The organism is Lactobacillus johnsonii (assembly GCF_013487865.1).
In the GTDB taxonomy this organism is placed as follows: Bacteria; Bacillota; Bacilli; order Lactobacillales; family Lactobacillaceae; genus Lactobacillus; species Lactobacillus johnsonii_A.
Genome location: NZ_CP047409.1, coordinates 472,077 through 486,229, shown reverse-complemented (window position 1 = coordinate 486,229; position 14,153 = coordinate 472,077). Strand labels below are relative to the sequence as shown.

The window sequence follows — 14,153 nt, the reverse complement described above, 5'->3', positions numbered from 1 at the left end:
TTTTTATTTAAATTGAAACAATAATATATTAAACTCTCTTAACAGTAATATCTCCCATATTGGCGCGGCCTTGAAGCACTAAGGTTGGACCCTCTGCTGGTTGATCACCATCAATAGTAATATCATTGAATCCTTGATTTAATTGATTATCCACCCGCCAAGACGTTGGAATGTAGAAGGTTAAATCTCCCATTGACATATTCACGTTAGCAATCACTTCATCCCCAGCTGGTTTTGCTGAATCAAGATAGACATTAACGTCTCCCATTGAAACATTTATCGTTACTGTCTCTAAATGCTGTGAATGAACATAACGTGAAGTAGAAGACATTTTTTCGCTAATTACAATATTGTCACCATTATCTGAACTTGTTGTATCAGAAAATACATGTTCAGCCTTAAATTTATGAGGTGCCTTTAAGTCAGACCAATTAGTACTGACTTTTTCACCATTAATAATTACAGTTGGCTTCCAACTTTTTTTGAAGATTAATCTTAAACCTCCCCAAACTAAAAATGCTGCTAAAAGCACTGTCCAAGGAACAATACTTTCAATATGAAGAGGCTTTGCATAGATAATTAATAAAAATGCAATTGAAAAAATTGTCCCACCTAAACTTCTATTAAATAAGGAAGTAATTAATGTTGCCGCAAATACTACAGTCCAAAAAATTGTCCAGAATCCTAACTCTACTGGAATTAAATGCAACTGGTCTAACACTAAAAACGCTGCTGCTGCAAGCAGGCCTAAGCCCCAAAGAATCCTTCCAAAACTGGCCTTTCTCATGATAATGCCCTTCTCTCTTTTAATCTATCATTTAAATCTCGATAATATCGTCTAGAAACATAGACTGTCTTATATGAATCATGAAATTTAATCTGACAATTAGAGATCGATTTAGTAATAGCATAAATCTGATCTAAATTTAAGATTGTCGATTTTGATATTCGCATGAACTGTCCACCTAATAAGTTTTCTAATTCATATAATTTATATTTAACAAAATATGCATTCCTAGTCGTGTGCGCCATTACTTGCTTAGCATCTGTTTCAAAAAACAAAATATCATTAATACTTAAATAGTAGGAAGTGTTGTCCATCATTCCTTCAATTTGGTCAGGATGATCTGAATCCATTTGAAGCTGTTGATAGATTCTTTCTAGTTCAGGCGTTAACTGACCAGCATGAATGGTTATTTCTGTTTCCTTCTGATCCGGATCAAGTTCAAGCTTAACTTTCACAATTCTCACTTCCTTGTTTCATTTTCGATAATTATATTAAACATGAATGTAAGATTAAAATCTAGTGAAGTTAACTAAGCGGTCATTTTATAGTTCTAAGTGGTCAAAAAAAGAAGTATGAATCAAGAGGGGGATCTTGTTTCATACTTCTTTTAAGCTTTATCCTAGTAATCGCTCAGCTTGGGCAATTACATTTTTACCATTCATTGTGCCATAATCTTGCATCCCAATTGCTTCTAAGGGAATATCGTGCTTACTTGCATCCGCCTTAAGTTGATCTTCCATGTATTTAATTTGCGGTCCAATTAAAATGCAATCTGGTGCATCTTTTTCAATAATATCTTCTACTTGAGCTGCTGCGACAGCTTTAATTTCATATTCTTTTCCTTCTGCTTTAGCAGCCTCTTTCATCTTGTTAACCAAAAGTGATGTTGAAAAGCCACCTGCACAAGACAATAAAATCTTTTTAGTCATTTACATTACCTTCTTTATAAACCCCACTCTAAATGGAGAAAGTGGATAATTTAATTCATTGTATAAGCCAATATGATGAGGATAATTCTCGTACGCATAGCTTATTTCCTTTGGCAAATCATCTAGTTCAAGAATCAACTTATTATTCTGCAAGTTATCGGCATTTAGTTTTATCTGTTCCACTTTTTTATCAAAGTATTTAACCTTTAAATAAGTTTCTTTTTCTAAATGGAGCTTCTGACAACGTGCTATCTTAAAAACAAACCTAAATTTGGTGCCTTCGCTAGAAGCATCCATTTTCTCTACATAAGGAGTACCCGCATAGTCGTCACCGGCCATAATTTTGCCAAGTCGCATCCCCATCGTCCCTTTATTAGTGGGATGAATATTGTGCTCCTCTCCGCCATCAATAAAGGAAACCAAATCAACTTGAGGAACCGTCCGACTAACTACTAACTGTGTTTGGCGAATTTCGGCCCCAGAATTATCTGGATAATCGGCATAACCGGGTAATTGAATTAACTTTACCGGTAAAGATGGATCATGCAAAGTTTGGCGCCAAGTATGAATGAGTAGCGGTAAGAGTTTATCATAATATTTTGCTCGATCTGTATCATTTTCTCCTTGATACCAAACCATCTGGTTAAATACACCAAACTCAATTTGCTTAAGCATTGTTTCGTTTAAACCACTTGGCCTAGTATATAGGTCTGGACGATACGGTGGTGGCCACGGAGTATGGCCAACAATGTTTTTTGCTGTACTTAAACTAGTGTCGGGATGCATTTTTAGATATTTAGCTAAATCTCGATTATGCTTTTCCACAGTTAAATTGTAAGCTTTTGTCTCACGATCAAAATCTTCCCAACTTTTGCCAGCAATAGTTTCATGATATTTATCTAAAAAGGCATCTTTTAAGTCTGCATCCCTAGCTAAATCTGCTTCTTTAATCCAGACACTGGCAGACGTCCCGCCTTTAAAACAATCTACTACTGCAATTGGCTCCTGAATGCCGCTTTCTTGCAAGGCTAGCATCATATAAAATCCAATAGCTGAAACCATTCCAGCATTATTTTCATTAATATGGTGCCAGTGTTCTACTTGTAAATCTTTTGGTTTTACCTCACCCGTTTTAGGATCAAGGTAGTCAACTTGAGGAACATTATAGATAGTAGAGATTTGAATACTTCATCTCTTTTAGCTTCGACACTATTTCTTGATAGTGCTTCTCGTCTTTTAAGCGATATTCAATATTAGATTGACCACCCAATAAATATACACGCCCAAATTTTAGGTTAGAAATTGTCTGAGTTTTATTGTTACTTTTAACTGTTAATTCTTGAACTAAGTCTTCATTTACAGCCGGTAAGATAATTTCCCACTTACCGTTTTTATCACTCATAGCGAAATAAGTATGTTGATTAAAACTAACTTCTACTTTTTGCTTAGGCTCAATATATCCTCCAACTTTAAAATCTTTATTGCGTGGAAAAACCATTCCATCCTGAAAAATATCTGCTAATAAATTTTGATTAAGCTTCATAATATACCTCTATGAATTGGCCTTATCCATTTCATCCATGGCAATTCTTTCCGCATTTAATTTATTATCAATCTTTACAAATGGAATATAGAGTAGCGTTGTTACAATTAAACAAATTGCTTGTACAATCACACCACGAATATTCCCAGTATAAAGTAAACCTGATAAAAGTGTTGGTACAGTCCATGGAACATTATTTACAATTGGAGCAATAAAGCCAATCTTTGTAAAGAAGAGAGCAATATAGAAACCAATTGGTTGTGCTAAAACAAATGGGATAAAGTAAATTGGATTTAATACAATTGGTAGGCCAAAAGTTATTGGCTCAGAAATATTAAAGATAGCTGGTAATAATGCAATCTTAGTAATCTTTCTAGCACCAACACGCTTTGAAGCAATTAAAGACTGGTGAAAGTGAAAAGGTACCAGCAGCAATAGTAGAGAAATTCATAAATAAAGTTGAAAAGATATGGTGGGCTTGGCCTAACATATTTTGCGTATCATTAATTGTTCAAGTCATTCCAAAGATTGCTCCCCAAATTGAACTTGGGTGAATTCCAAACCACTGCAATAAACTCCAAGTAAATTGAGAAACAAAGGCAAAAGCTCCTGTTCTTGAAATTGCTAAAGCTGGTGCTTGAAGAACTGATAAGAATAAAGCTGGCATTGTCTTACCAGTACATGCGGTACTAATTCCAGTTAAAATTATGAAGATTCCTAAGGTAATTGAACCAGGAATTAATGAAGAAAAACTTTGAGCAACAGCTGGTGGAACTGAATCTGGTAATTTAATCGTAATATTCTTTTGCGCAATCTTGTTATAAATCCAAACTGCAAATCCACTAATTAAAATTGCCGCAAATACACCTTGTGTCCCCAAATATTGAGTATCGATATAGTTTAAGACATCTACTGTCTTCTTAGTATTAGGAATTGCATAATTAAAATTCCAAGGGATACAAATAAAGAAGGCACCTAATCCAAATAAGACATCAGTCATATGTTCTGCCTTATCAATAAAGAATTTTCTTGAAACTTCATATGAGAAAATAACTACTAACAATAAGGCAAAAATATTTAAAGTACCATTAGAAACCAAAGCAATTAAATTAGCAATGGTTTTTAAGCCATTATAAAAACCACTCTGTTCCCAATTACTCCATGATCCGGCAATTAATTTTCCTAATCCTAATCCTTGTTTACCAAAAATTAATCCATTCATCGGGTCGATAATGACGTTCTGAATCATAATCGCAAAACCAGCGATCATTGTTGTTGCTGCCACTAAGACAAATGTATCACGTAAAGTTAAAAGCAGTCTGTTCCCAGAAATTTTCCCGGCTACTCTAACAAAGCCATTTTGAAATTTTTTCCATCCAGACGATTTTGTAAAGTCTTTCATTTTCCTTCACTCCTCTTTTAGAAAACGCTTACATAATTATCTTAGTGCATTTGTTATAACAAATCAATAGTTGATATAACAAAAAAAGATACTTAGTTTTAAAACTAAGTATCTTTACAAAATAATTGCTTCTTTGATAGAAAACTTACTAATTCGATAATATGTTTCATTCCATTCAAAAGGCTTACCATTCTCTAAGTAGGATTTTTGAAGCCATTTCAATAAAGGTTCATTGTCTTCAACTTTACCTTGAACTTTATTTTTCTGAACTAGCTCGCTAGTAGCATGCACTAAAGAAATATCACGCACAGCCTTCTTGGGCTTAAGACCGATCTTTTGACTAATTAAAGGATAAATTGAGCTTTCAAGCATCTCCATATTCATCCCTTGAATGACTTTAGCTGGAATACAAATTTTTTGAAAAGCAACTACATCTTGCTTACTCAAAGCGGCCCGTCTAACCGTATAGACAATATCATATGGTTGAAGTTCTAAAGCCTTGGTAATTTTTTCATCAACTTGCCCTACTTCAAAGTCTGTTACTTTTAACTTGTACTTCTTTAGATTGATTAGCTCTAGCCGATCAGAATTAACTGCACTTGAAATCTCAGTATCTTTTACAAAGGTTCCAGCACCTTGAATGCGATAAATTAAATCTTGGCGCTCTAGTTCACTAAGTGCATTTCGAATTGTAATTCTACTGACATTATAAGCATTTGCTAGATCAAATTCTTTGGGTAATTGATCATTCGGATTGTATTCTCCGGTTTTAATTTCATGCTTAATCTTATCTGCAATTAACAAATACTTGGGAATTTCTTTCACTTCTACTCACCACCTAATTTGTTATAACAAATCTAATTTGATTCTAGCATGAAATTACTTCTTCGTCACTCACCTAATTAATACTTCCGATAAGCAGGTGCTTGATAGTCTTCCATAAACTGCAGAATTTTATCAAAATCGGTTCCAAAATAAATTGCATCTAAATAGATATTCTCCAAAAAATCATCTTGATTCATTCGCTTAAGGAGCTTATCTAGATAATCATAGAAACCTTCATAATTATAAAAAGCTACTGGCTTGGCATTGTCACCAATTGCAGTCCAAGAAATGGCCTGACTTATTTCTTCTAAAGTTCCAATACTTCCAGGTAAAGCTACCATTCCATCTGCTAGATTCATCATGGTATCTTTTCGCTTATCCATATTAGGAACTATACGGAAATCCTGTACTTTATCGTAAGCAGCTCCGCGATCCTTTAATTCTTCAGTAATGATACCATGGACAATACCGCCATTTTCTAAAACGCCATCAGCAACGGCCCGCATTAAGCCGAACTTGCCGCCGCCATAAACTAATTCAATTTGGTGTTCAGCCATTTTCTTACCAAAATTATAAGCAGCTTTCGCATATTCAGGACGATTGCCTTCCCGTGCTCCGCAATATACTGCAATCTTTTTAATCATTCTATATACCTCATTTCTTTATATTTAAATTTCTATGCTCATATATCTTAAAATTATTTCTAACTTGATACAAAAAAAATACACAAGCTTACCTAAACTTGTGTAAAAGGACTATATTATAGTAAATTATTTTTTGTTCTTATCTTTATCTGAGTCCAAAAAGTAAATTAAAGTTTGCAGTTCAGTTGCTAAGTCAACATTTTGAACCCGAACGCTAGATGGAGCAGATAAACGGAGCGGCGTGAAGTTCATAATTCCCTTAATTCCAGCATCAAACATTTCATTAGCTGTCTTTTGGGCGGCAGTTTGAGGAACACAGAGAATAGCAATGGTAATCTGTTGCTCACGCAATTGCTTCTTCATCTCACTCATGTCATAAACGGGCACACCTGACATAATTGTTCCAGTAATTTCAGGATTAATATCAAAAGCAGCACTAATTCTGATATTATTAGTACGCTTAAAGTTATAATTTAAAAGCGCATGACCCATGTTACCAACACCGACCAAGGCAACATTGGTTAAGGTATCTTGATTTAAAATCTTTTTAAAGAAATTAAGTAAGTTCTTAACGTCATAACCGTATCCACGCTTACCTAAAGCACCAAAATAAGAAAAGTCTCGACGAATTGAAGCACTGTCTACCTGAACAGCTTCAGCAAGTTCCGTTGAAGATACTTTTTCTTTTCCTTCATCATTCAAAAATATCAAATAACGGTAATAAAGTGGCAAGCGTCTAGCGGTAGCCTTAGGAATCTTAATTTCATCCATGAGAGGCCTCTTTCTTTCATAAAATAAAAATGTGAAATATTTACTAATCAAACTAATAATAGGCATTCTTCAAGGATAAATCAAGAAACAATTTTCACAAAGATAATATTTTCATAAAATTTAGAACATTCGCTATGTTAAAATAAGCTCTAGGAGAAAAATAATTATGATTATTGCACAAGCTCAAGACCTCGAACAACGTTTTGGAGGCAATACTATCTTTAGTAACATTTCTTTCTCGGTTCCTGACAATGCCAGAATCGGTCTTGTCGGACCTAACGGAGCTGGGAAGACTACCTTATTAAAGATCATGACTGGTCAACAAGAACCAACTAGTGGTCAATTTACTATCAATAAGGGATTGAAAGTCGGCTATATCGCCCAGGAAAATGGTCTCGATGAAGAAAAAACAATCTGGGATGAAATGCTTACTGTTTTTAATGATTTAATTGAAAAAAATAAAAAGATCACCAAAATGCAAGAGCAAATTGCCGACCATCCAGAAGATGAAGACTTGCTCAAGCGTTATGATCAATTAGCTTACGACTTTGAACAAGAAGGCGGCTTTACCTACCAAGCTGAAATTAAGAGTATTCTTAACGGATTCAATTTTAAGGAAAATACTTGGAATAAGGTAATTGGCACCCTTTCTGGCGGTGAAAAGACGAGACTTGCTTTTGTTAAATTGCTTTTGCAAAAGCCACCAGTATTATTACTTGACGAGCCTACTAACTACCTTGACTTAGACACTTTAGATTGGTTAGAAGCATTCTTGAAAAACTATCAAGGCGCAATTATTACTGTTTCTCACGACCAGTACTTCTTAGATCACTTAGCTAATCAAATTTTCGAATTAAACTTTGGCAAGCTGACTACTTTCAAGGGTAATTACAGCCAATACGTTAAAGAACGTGAATTGATGGATAGCCAGCAAGAAGCTGCTTATGAAAAGCAACAAGAAAAGATCAAAAAAGAAGAAGAATTCATCCAAAAGAACTTAGTTCGTGCTTCAACTACTAAACGTGCCCAAAGCCGGCGTAAAGTTTTGGACAAGATGGAGCGAATCAAGCCACCTAAGCACAAGCAAAAAGTTCGTATTAACTTTACTAGCGAACGTCTCTCTGGAAAAGAAGTACTGATCGCTAAAGATCTGACTATCGGCTATCCTGATAAAGTAATGGTTTCTGATATCGACTTCCAAGTCAACAAAAATGACCGCGTTGCTATTATCGGCCCTAACGGAATTGGTAAGTCTACCTTGCTCAAGACCATTATGAAAAAACTTGAACCAAAAGATGGCTCAATTAAATATGGCGCAAGCTTAGATATTGGTTATTATGATCAGGAGCTCCAAAGCTTAGATCCTTCAAAGACTGTTCTTGATACAATTTGGGATCGTCACAAGACAATGCCTGAAAAAGATGTCCGCTCTATTTTGGCTTCTTTCTTATTCACTGCCGAAGACATTGATAAGACAGTTGGTCAATTATCTGGTGGTCAAAAGGCTCGACTTACTCTAACTGTTTTGTCTCTTGAAAAAGACAATTTCTTATTAATGGACGAACCTACCAACCACTTAGATATTGAAGCTAAAGAAGTGCTTGAAGAAGCTTTAGATAATTACGACGGTACCCTGCTCTTTGTTTCTCACGATCGTTACTTCATTAATGAATTAGCTAACAAGATTATTTCTGTTCGCAACGGTCATGCTAAGATCTATAATGGTAATTATTCTTACTATTTAGATGAAAAGGCTAAGCAAGCTGCAGCTGCTCAAGAAGCGGAAGCACAAAAAGCAGAAACTGAAACTACTTCATCGGCTAGTCAAAATAAAGGTAAACTATCTTACCAAGAACAAAAGGCACGCGATTCTCAAAAACGTAAGTTAGAACGCGCTGTTAGTGATGCAGAAGCTAGAATTGAAAAGCTGGAAACAGAAGAGCAAGAAATTCAAACTGAGATGGCCAACCCTGATATTGCGGCTTCATTTGAAAAACTCGGTCCGCTTCAAGAAAAATTATCTGCTGTTCAGGAACAACTAGAGCAAGCAAATAATGACTGGGAAAATGCCTTAGAAGCATTAGATGAATTTGAATAATTTTTGACCATCCGATGAGGGATGGTTTTTTATTATTTTAAAAATTTTCGGCTAATTTTAAATTCATGTTAAAATAGTACCTGTCAAAATGAATTGACGGGAGAAGAAAAATGAAATTTAGAAAAAAGATGTTAACTCTTGCCGCAATTGGAACGGCACTTTTAGCAGTTGGATGCTCTAAGACTCAAACTAAGGAGTCTAGTAGCAAAATTCCGACTAAGATTACCAAGAATACTACGGTAACTTTTTGGTATTCATTAACCGGTTCTTCTGAAAAAGCCCTCAAGAAGATGACTGCGGACTTTGAAAAAGAAAATCCAAAAATCAAGATCAAGCTTGAAAGCCAAGGCGGTAATTATGCGGATCTTCAGTCTAAGCTTTCCTCAACAATGCAATCACCTGATAATTTGCCGACTATCACCCAGGCTTATCCAGGATGGTTGTATAATGCCGCTAAGCAAAAAATGCTAGTTGACCTCACTCCTTATGTTAAAAATGATGACCTTGGCTGGGGCCCCTATGCTAAAAGTAATATTAAGCAAGCACTTTGGAACGGCGCAAAAATTAACAATACTCAATACGGAGTCCCATTCAATAAGTCAGTTGAAGTACTTTTCTATAATAAGACTTTACTAGATCAATATAATCTCAAAGTTCCGCAAACAATGGGCGAGCTTAAGTCTGCTTCTGAAAAGATCTATCAAAAGAGTGACCATCAAGTAACTGGGGCTGGTTTTGATGCTTTAAACAATTACTATATGTTGGGGATGAAGGAAAAAGGCATCAACTTTACTAAGAAGATTAACTTTTCTGGTAAAGATTCAAAAGAAGTAATTGACTACTACGCTGATGGGGTTCGTAAGGGCTACTTCATGCAAGCTGGTACTGAAAAATATATGTCTACCCCATTTAATTCTGATAAGGTAGCAATGTTTATCGGTTCAACTGCTAATGAAGCATATCTAAAACAAGGCTTGAAGAAAGAATATCAATTTGGCATTGCCCCTCGTCCAAGCAAGGTTAATGCGCAACAAGGAACTGATATTTATATGTTTAACCAGGCTAGCGCTAGACAAAAGTCAGCTGCCTTCAAGTATCTAAAATTCTTGACCAGTAAGAAAGAACAATTCTACTGGACTAAAACTACCGGCTATATGCCAGTTAATACGCAAGTCCTAAACTCACAAGCTTACAAGTCACTTAATACAAGTAAAGTACCAGCAATCTTGGCTGAGACTACTAAAGACTTGTACTTCTTACCAGTAACTAAGAATGCCACACCTGCTTATGACCAAGTTCAAGCAAGTATGCAAGCAATCTTAGCTGATGCTAAAAAGAAGAAAAATATTAATCCAGCTATTCAGACTGCCAAGCAAAAATTTGATGCTAGCTGGAAACAATAATTAAACATAAAAAATATGCCTAATTAGATCTATCTTGGTCTAATCAGACATATTTTTGTATACGGTTAATATTAATATCGCTAATGTCCATTTTTATTGTTTATTTTCCACCCCTTTAGGAACTAATTGCCAGTAAGTACCATCTTGACTTTGGTATGCTCCATTAGAAGCCTTTTTTAAATCAAAGGTTACTTTCCTTGTTTTAATTTTATAGCCATCTTTCAATCGCTCAGTTTTAACCCGTCCTAATTTCACCCATTCACCAGCTTGTGGTCGAGTATTTCCATTCTTCGAAAAGGCATTTAAAATATCTTTACTTAATTTTGATGGCTTGCTCTCTTCATTGCCACCTAAGCGTGTGGCAATATAAGCAGTATTTTTATCAAACATTAAATAAAAAGAATTACTTAACCGGTTATCTTCTTTTTCTAAAGTCATTAGACTTTGACCAACCCATTCCTCAGGAACCGTGGTCTGATTATGATAAAACCATACTCCACCGCCTACTAAAAATAATAAAGCTACTAAAGCAGTCACAACTAATTTCTTATTTTTCATCTTTGTCCTCGTACATTTAATAGTTCGTAGCAAGTCCATATGCTACTAACCTAACATTTCCCCCATATACTGACACCCATCTGGTTTTATTAGTTCTATAATTATGTTCCATCCAAGTACCCTTTCGATATAGATACCCGTTATATTTACCATCATTATAGTAAACCTTATCAGGAGTAGTATTGGCTAGATTCCAATTATCTCCTCTTTGCCAAGCACTATATCTATAAACATTGGATACATATTTATATAACGGTCCATTTTTACTAGGTCTATATACCTGGAGGGAAACCTCATTTTTTGGAGATACTACTTGTGCTTTAGCTGTATTATTTACATACGTTACTCCTACACTACATGATAAAAGCATTGCTAATAATAATTTTTTCACTGACATTTTATTTATCCTCCAAACTTAAGACATCTTTCAATAATTGTGGATTACGAGAATAAGGAGTAGGTATACTACGTACATTTCTACTATATAGGTAGCCTCTATAAAGAGTCATCGATCCTCTCCCAACTATCCTTTCACGAGTAACTCTAGATAAATATCCACGATAACCATTATATTCAAAATAATGAGTCGGACTGTTATCATAAGCTCCCAAAGTAATCCAAATTCTTGAAGGAGTGTATTGGTTTACACCCACTGATGACTCACTCCTACTAGTGTTTACATCAGCCGCATCAACCTTAGATGTTTCAAAAACACCTAAGATTGACAACATTAATAAACTAGTTACTATTTTTTTTAGATTAAATTTCATTTTTCCCTCCATAAGCATAAATATTACATTTTCACAAATGATAGCTTAAAATTTATCATTTGTTGCTCACAATTATCACACTATTTTTCATATTTACTTAATTAGTTGCGTCAGACACAACTAAATTTGCCATCGTTCAATACAGTCTTGATATCCACAATTAATCAGCAATTTCTTTATTTGATCTGCTTTTTCTATATTGCCTTCAAATAAATAAAAATATAGATCATAACATATTTTATAGAGCAGAAAATGACCAGTAGATTCCAGTTTTTTCAAATAACTCAATGCATTTTGTATATTACTTCCACCTATTTTTTGCTTATAACAATAGCAGAGATAATTATTGCAAATAATAGCTATTCTTTCTTGCATATTTTCAGAATAAGTATGTTTTTGATAATGCTTTAACAGTTGCTCAAGAAAATAATCTAACTGTTCCAAAGTAAATATTTTCATACAGTCAGAAAATAACTGTAATGCTCCAATATTTTCAAACCAATTTTCGCGTTCGTAAAATTTAGTAATTATCTTATTTTTAAGAGATGGACTTAAATCAGACAAATTATTTTCTAAAGATGCAATAGCAATTACTGTTCGATATTTAAAAATCTGATGCTCTTTTAAATCCAAAATTTCATTTAAGTATATTCTTAATTCTTCCCTTTGATTATTATTAAAAGCGTACATTATCTTTTGCTTTAATTCTTCAGCCTTTTTATCTTCAAAAGTATAATAATTGTCTTTCACTTTATTGAAAAAATCACTAATATCAATATGGTGTTTCAAAATAATCCTAAACAATGTATCAATTGAAATATTCTCTAATCCTCGTTCAATCTTAGAATAATGTCCTTTGTTAATAATTCCCCTCACCATATTTTCTTGCGTTAATCCTAATTTTTTTCGCTCTCCATATAGTGCTTCTCCAATGGTCATAATTTCATCTCCTAGCATTTTTATTATTTGTTAATTTTTTATTAATTATATAACAATAGTAAAGTTTAGAATATGCTAGAAAGATTTAATGTTAAAAAAATCTTCATACCACACGAAAAAAGATCAAGATTCTCAAAAAATAGAAAATCTTGATCTTTTTCATGTTTATTTTTATTCTATTTCATTATCAGAAACATTTTTTTGTTTTTTATCCTTTAAAATTAAGAAGTAGTAAGCCGCACTTAATAATAATGCTGCTCCATAAATATATTGAGTCATTAATGAACCACTAACTTTAATAATCCATCCACCAACTAATGTACCAATCGGAATCATGGCTGACAGAATACTATCGTTTATAGTTTCGACTCTGCCTAAAATTGATGAGGAAAAGCTAGTTTGAACTAAGGCCTCAAAATTGGTATTCATCATGGTAATCCACATTGAAGAAATTGCTGATGCAACTAATAATACCCAAATGTTAAGATAAATAGAAATGGGAACTAATACTCTAAAAATTCCTGCTCCTAAGAAACAAATTGCAATAAAAATTTGCATATCTTTTTTTCCGATTTTAAAACGTTGAACTAATAACGTACCCCCAATACTTCCTAAAGAGGAAGTAAATAACAGCGTTCCATATCCTAAAGCTGAATTACGAATATAGCTTTGAGCAAAATAAGGTAATCCCACCGAAAAGATACCATAAAAGAAATTAGTAAAGGCAATTGGCAAAATTAATTCCAATATATTTTTCTCTTTACGTAAAGTTTTCCAACCTAATGCCATATCTTTACGATAAGAACCAGTAAAGTATTCGTCCTCTTCTAAAAATTCTTTTGCAGCTAAATTTATTTTCAGACTTCCATAGAACTTAAGTGCAATTGCGAATACTATAGCAGATAAAACTACAGTAATCGGAATAGATGTTAAAGTTATAATTACTGTTACTCCAGCATCTAATAGCAAATCTAAAACCCTATATGTTAATTGAAAAATGCCGTTGAAACGAAGTAACTCTTTTTCTGACACAAATAAAGGCAACAATTTATATTCTGCTGGATAAATTATGGCTGAAAGAATAGTTGAGGCAATATATAAAGTTATTAAAATGATACTGATGATTAAATTATCAATACGTAAGTATAGAATTAAAAATGTAATAACACTAATAGCAGCTTGAAGAAAAGTTGAACTTTCTAGAAGTTTTTTGATGGAAATTCGATCGATTAGTGGTCCAAATCCAAATGAAATCATATCAATTCCTGATGCTACTGCAAAAATTATTGATACGATAAAAGGCGAACGCGATACTTCTTTAAAGTGCCATAGTATAGCCATATAAAATAAACTATCAGCAATATTGGTAGATATTCTACCAAATAATAAATTATAAACATCTTTCTTTTTTGTTTGTTTTGTCATAGCTTTATCCTAAGAATCTTCTATTTCAAGTTCGTGTTGAAAGCTTTCTTTCCAGTTTT

Annotated in this window: 17 protein-coding genes; 2 read left to right on the top strand and 15 right to left on the bottom strand. The window is 33.8% G+C overall.

Annotated features, from left to right (window positions below; all coding sequences use genetic code 11):
• Positions 1-28 precede the first annotated feature (28 nt).
• From GTO82_RS02320 to GTO82_RS02280, 10 genes are all read right to left on the bottom strand, one after another.
• Positions 29-787 (bottom strand): LiaF transmembrane domain-containing protein, encoded by a 759-nt coding sequence (locus GTO82_RS02320; protein ID WP_180873603.1) that lies wholly within the window; start codon positions 785-787, stop codon positions 29-31.
• Positions 784-1,242 carry a LytTR family DNA-binding domain-containing protein gene (locus GTO82_RS02315; RefSeq protein ID WP_180873602.1) on the bottom strand — a complete coding sequence of 153 codons (459 nt, stop codon included), beginning with the start codon at positions 1,240-1,242 and terminating at the stop codon, positions 784-786. Before GTO82_RS02315 ends, GTO82_RS02320 begins: the two co-directional genes overlap by 4 nt.
• Positions 1,243-1,401: 159 nt before the next feature.
• Complete coding sequence (locus GTO82_RS02310) at positions 1,402-1,716, bottom strand: PTS sugar transporter subunit IIB (RefSeq protein WP_180873601.1); 315 nt, start codon at positions 1,714-1,716, stop codon at positions 1,402-1,404.
• A complete protein-coding gene (locus GTO82_RS02305) occupies positions 1,717-2,778 on the bottom strand; it encodes a sialate O-acetylesterase (RefSeq protein ID WP_180873600.1) in 1,062 nt (353 codons plus the stop codon). It abuts the gene before it with no gap.
• A 100-nt stretch (positions 2,779-2,878) separates the two neighbouring features.
• Positions 2,879-3,259 (bottom strand): hypothetical protein, encoded by a 381-nt coding sequence (locus tag GTO82_RS02300; RefSeq protein WP_180873599.1) that lies wholly within the window; start codon positions 3,257-3,259, stop codon positions 2,879-2,881.
• Positions 3,260-3,268: 9 nt separating this feature from the next.
• Entirely contained in the window at positions 3,269-3,694 is a 426-nt protein-coding gene (locus GTO82_RS09655; RefSeq protein ID WP_222125475.1) for a PTS transporter subunit EIIC, read from the bottom strand.
• Positions 3,695-3,770: 76 nt separating this feature from the next.
• Positions 3,771-4,661, bottom strand: coding sequence for a PTS transporter subunit EIIC (locus GTO82_RS09650; protein ID WP_222125474.1), 891 nt, complete (start codon positions 4,659-4,661; stop codon positions 3,771-3,773).
• 114 nt (positions 4,662-4,775) lie between these two features.
• Positions 4,776-5,486: a GntR family transcriptional regulator gene (locus GTO82_RS02290; protein WP_014567162.1), complete on the bottom strand. Its 711-nt coding sequence runs from the start codon at positions 5,484-5,486 to the stop codon at positions 4,776-4,778.
• 77 nt (positions 5,487-5,563) lie between these two features.
• The gene (locus GTO82_RS02285; protein WP_180873598.1) at positions 5,564-6,130 is read right to left on the bottom strand and encodes a TIGR00730 family Rossman fold protein; all 567 of its coding nucleotides are present in this window, start codon (positions 6,128-6,130) and stop codon (positions 5,564-5,566) included.
• A gap of 126 nt (positions 6,131-6,256) precedes the next feature.
• Positions 6,257-6,901 (bottom strand): redox-sensing transcriptional repressor Rex, encoded by a 645-nt coding sequence (locus tag GTO82_RS02280; protein ID WP_003647732.1) that lies wholly within the window; start codon positions 6,899-6,901, stop codon positions 6,257-6,259.
• 166 nt (positions 6,902-7,067) lie between these two features.
• On the opposite strand from GTO82_RS02280, the gene GTO82_RS02275 reads away from it, so the two are divergent.
• Both GTO82_RS02275 and GTO82_RS02270 read left to right on the top strand, forming a co-directional pair.
• Positions 7,068-8,999, top strand: coding sequence for an ABC-F family ATP-binding cassette domain-containing protein (locus GTO82_RS02275; protein WP_180873597.1), 1,932 nt, complete (start codon positions 7,068-7,070; stop codon positions 8,997-8,999).
• A 110-nt stretch (positions 9,000-9,109) separates the two neighbouring features.
• On the top strand, positions 9,110-10,402 hold the full coding sequence (locus tag GTO82_RS02270) for an extracellular solute-binding protein (protein ID WP_180873596.1): 1,293 nt from the start codon (positions 9,110-9,112) through the stop codon (positions 10,400-10,402).
• Between the two features lie 93 nt (positions 10,403-10,495).
• Here the strand turns inward: GTO82_RS02270 and GTO82_RS02265 are convergent, their stop codons facing one another.
• The 5 genes from GTO82_RS02265 to GTO82_RS02245 all read right to left on the bottom strand — a co-directional run bounded on the left by GTO82_RS02265 (position 10,496) and on the right by GTO82_RS02245 (position 14,094).
• On the bottom strand, positions 10,496-10,960 hold the full coding sequence (locus GTO82_RS02265) for a hypothetical protein (RefSeq protein ID WP_180873595.1): 465 nt from the start codon (positions 10,958-10,960) through the stop codon (positions 10,496-10,498).
• Between the two features lie 16 nt (positions 10,961-10,976).
• Positions 10,977-11,357, bottom strand: a complete 381-nt coding sequence (locus GTO82_RS02260) for a hypothetical protein (RefSeq protein WP_094498240.1) — start codon at positions 11,355-11,357, stop codon at positions 10,977-10,979.
• A gap of 1 nt (position 11,358) precedes the next feature.
• Entirely contained in the window at positions 11,359-11,730 is a 372-nt protein-coding gene (locus tag GTO82_RS02255; RefSeq protein WP_094498239.1) for a hypothetical protein, read from the bottom strand.
• Positions 11,731-11,850: 120 nt separating this feature from the next.
• Positions 11,851-12,669 (bottom strand): helix-turn-helix domain-containing protein, encoded by an 819-nt coding sequence (locus GTO82_RS02250; protein WP_180873594.1) that lies wholly within the window; start codon positions 12,667-12,669, stop codon positions 11,851-11,853.
• Positions 12,670-12,840: 171 nt separating this feature from the next.
• Entirely contained in the window at positions 12,841-14,094 is a 1,254-nt protein-coding gene (locus tag GTO82_RS02245; RefSeq protein WP_180873593.1) for an MFS transporter, read from the bottom strand.
• Between the last annotated feature and the right edge of the window lie 59 nt (positions 14,095-14,153).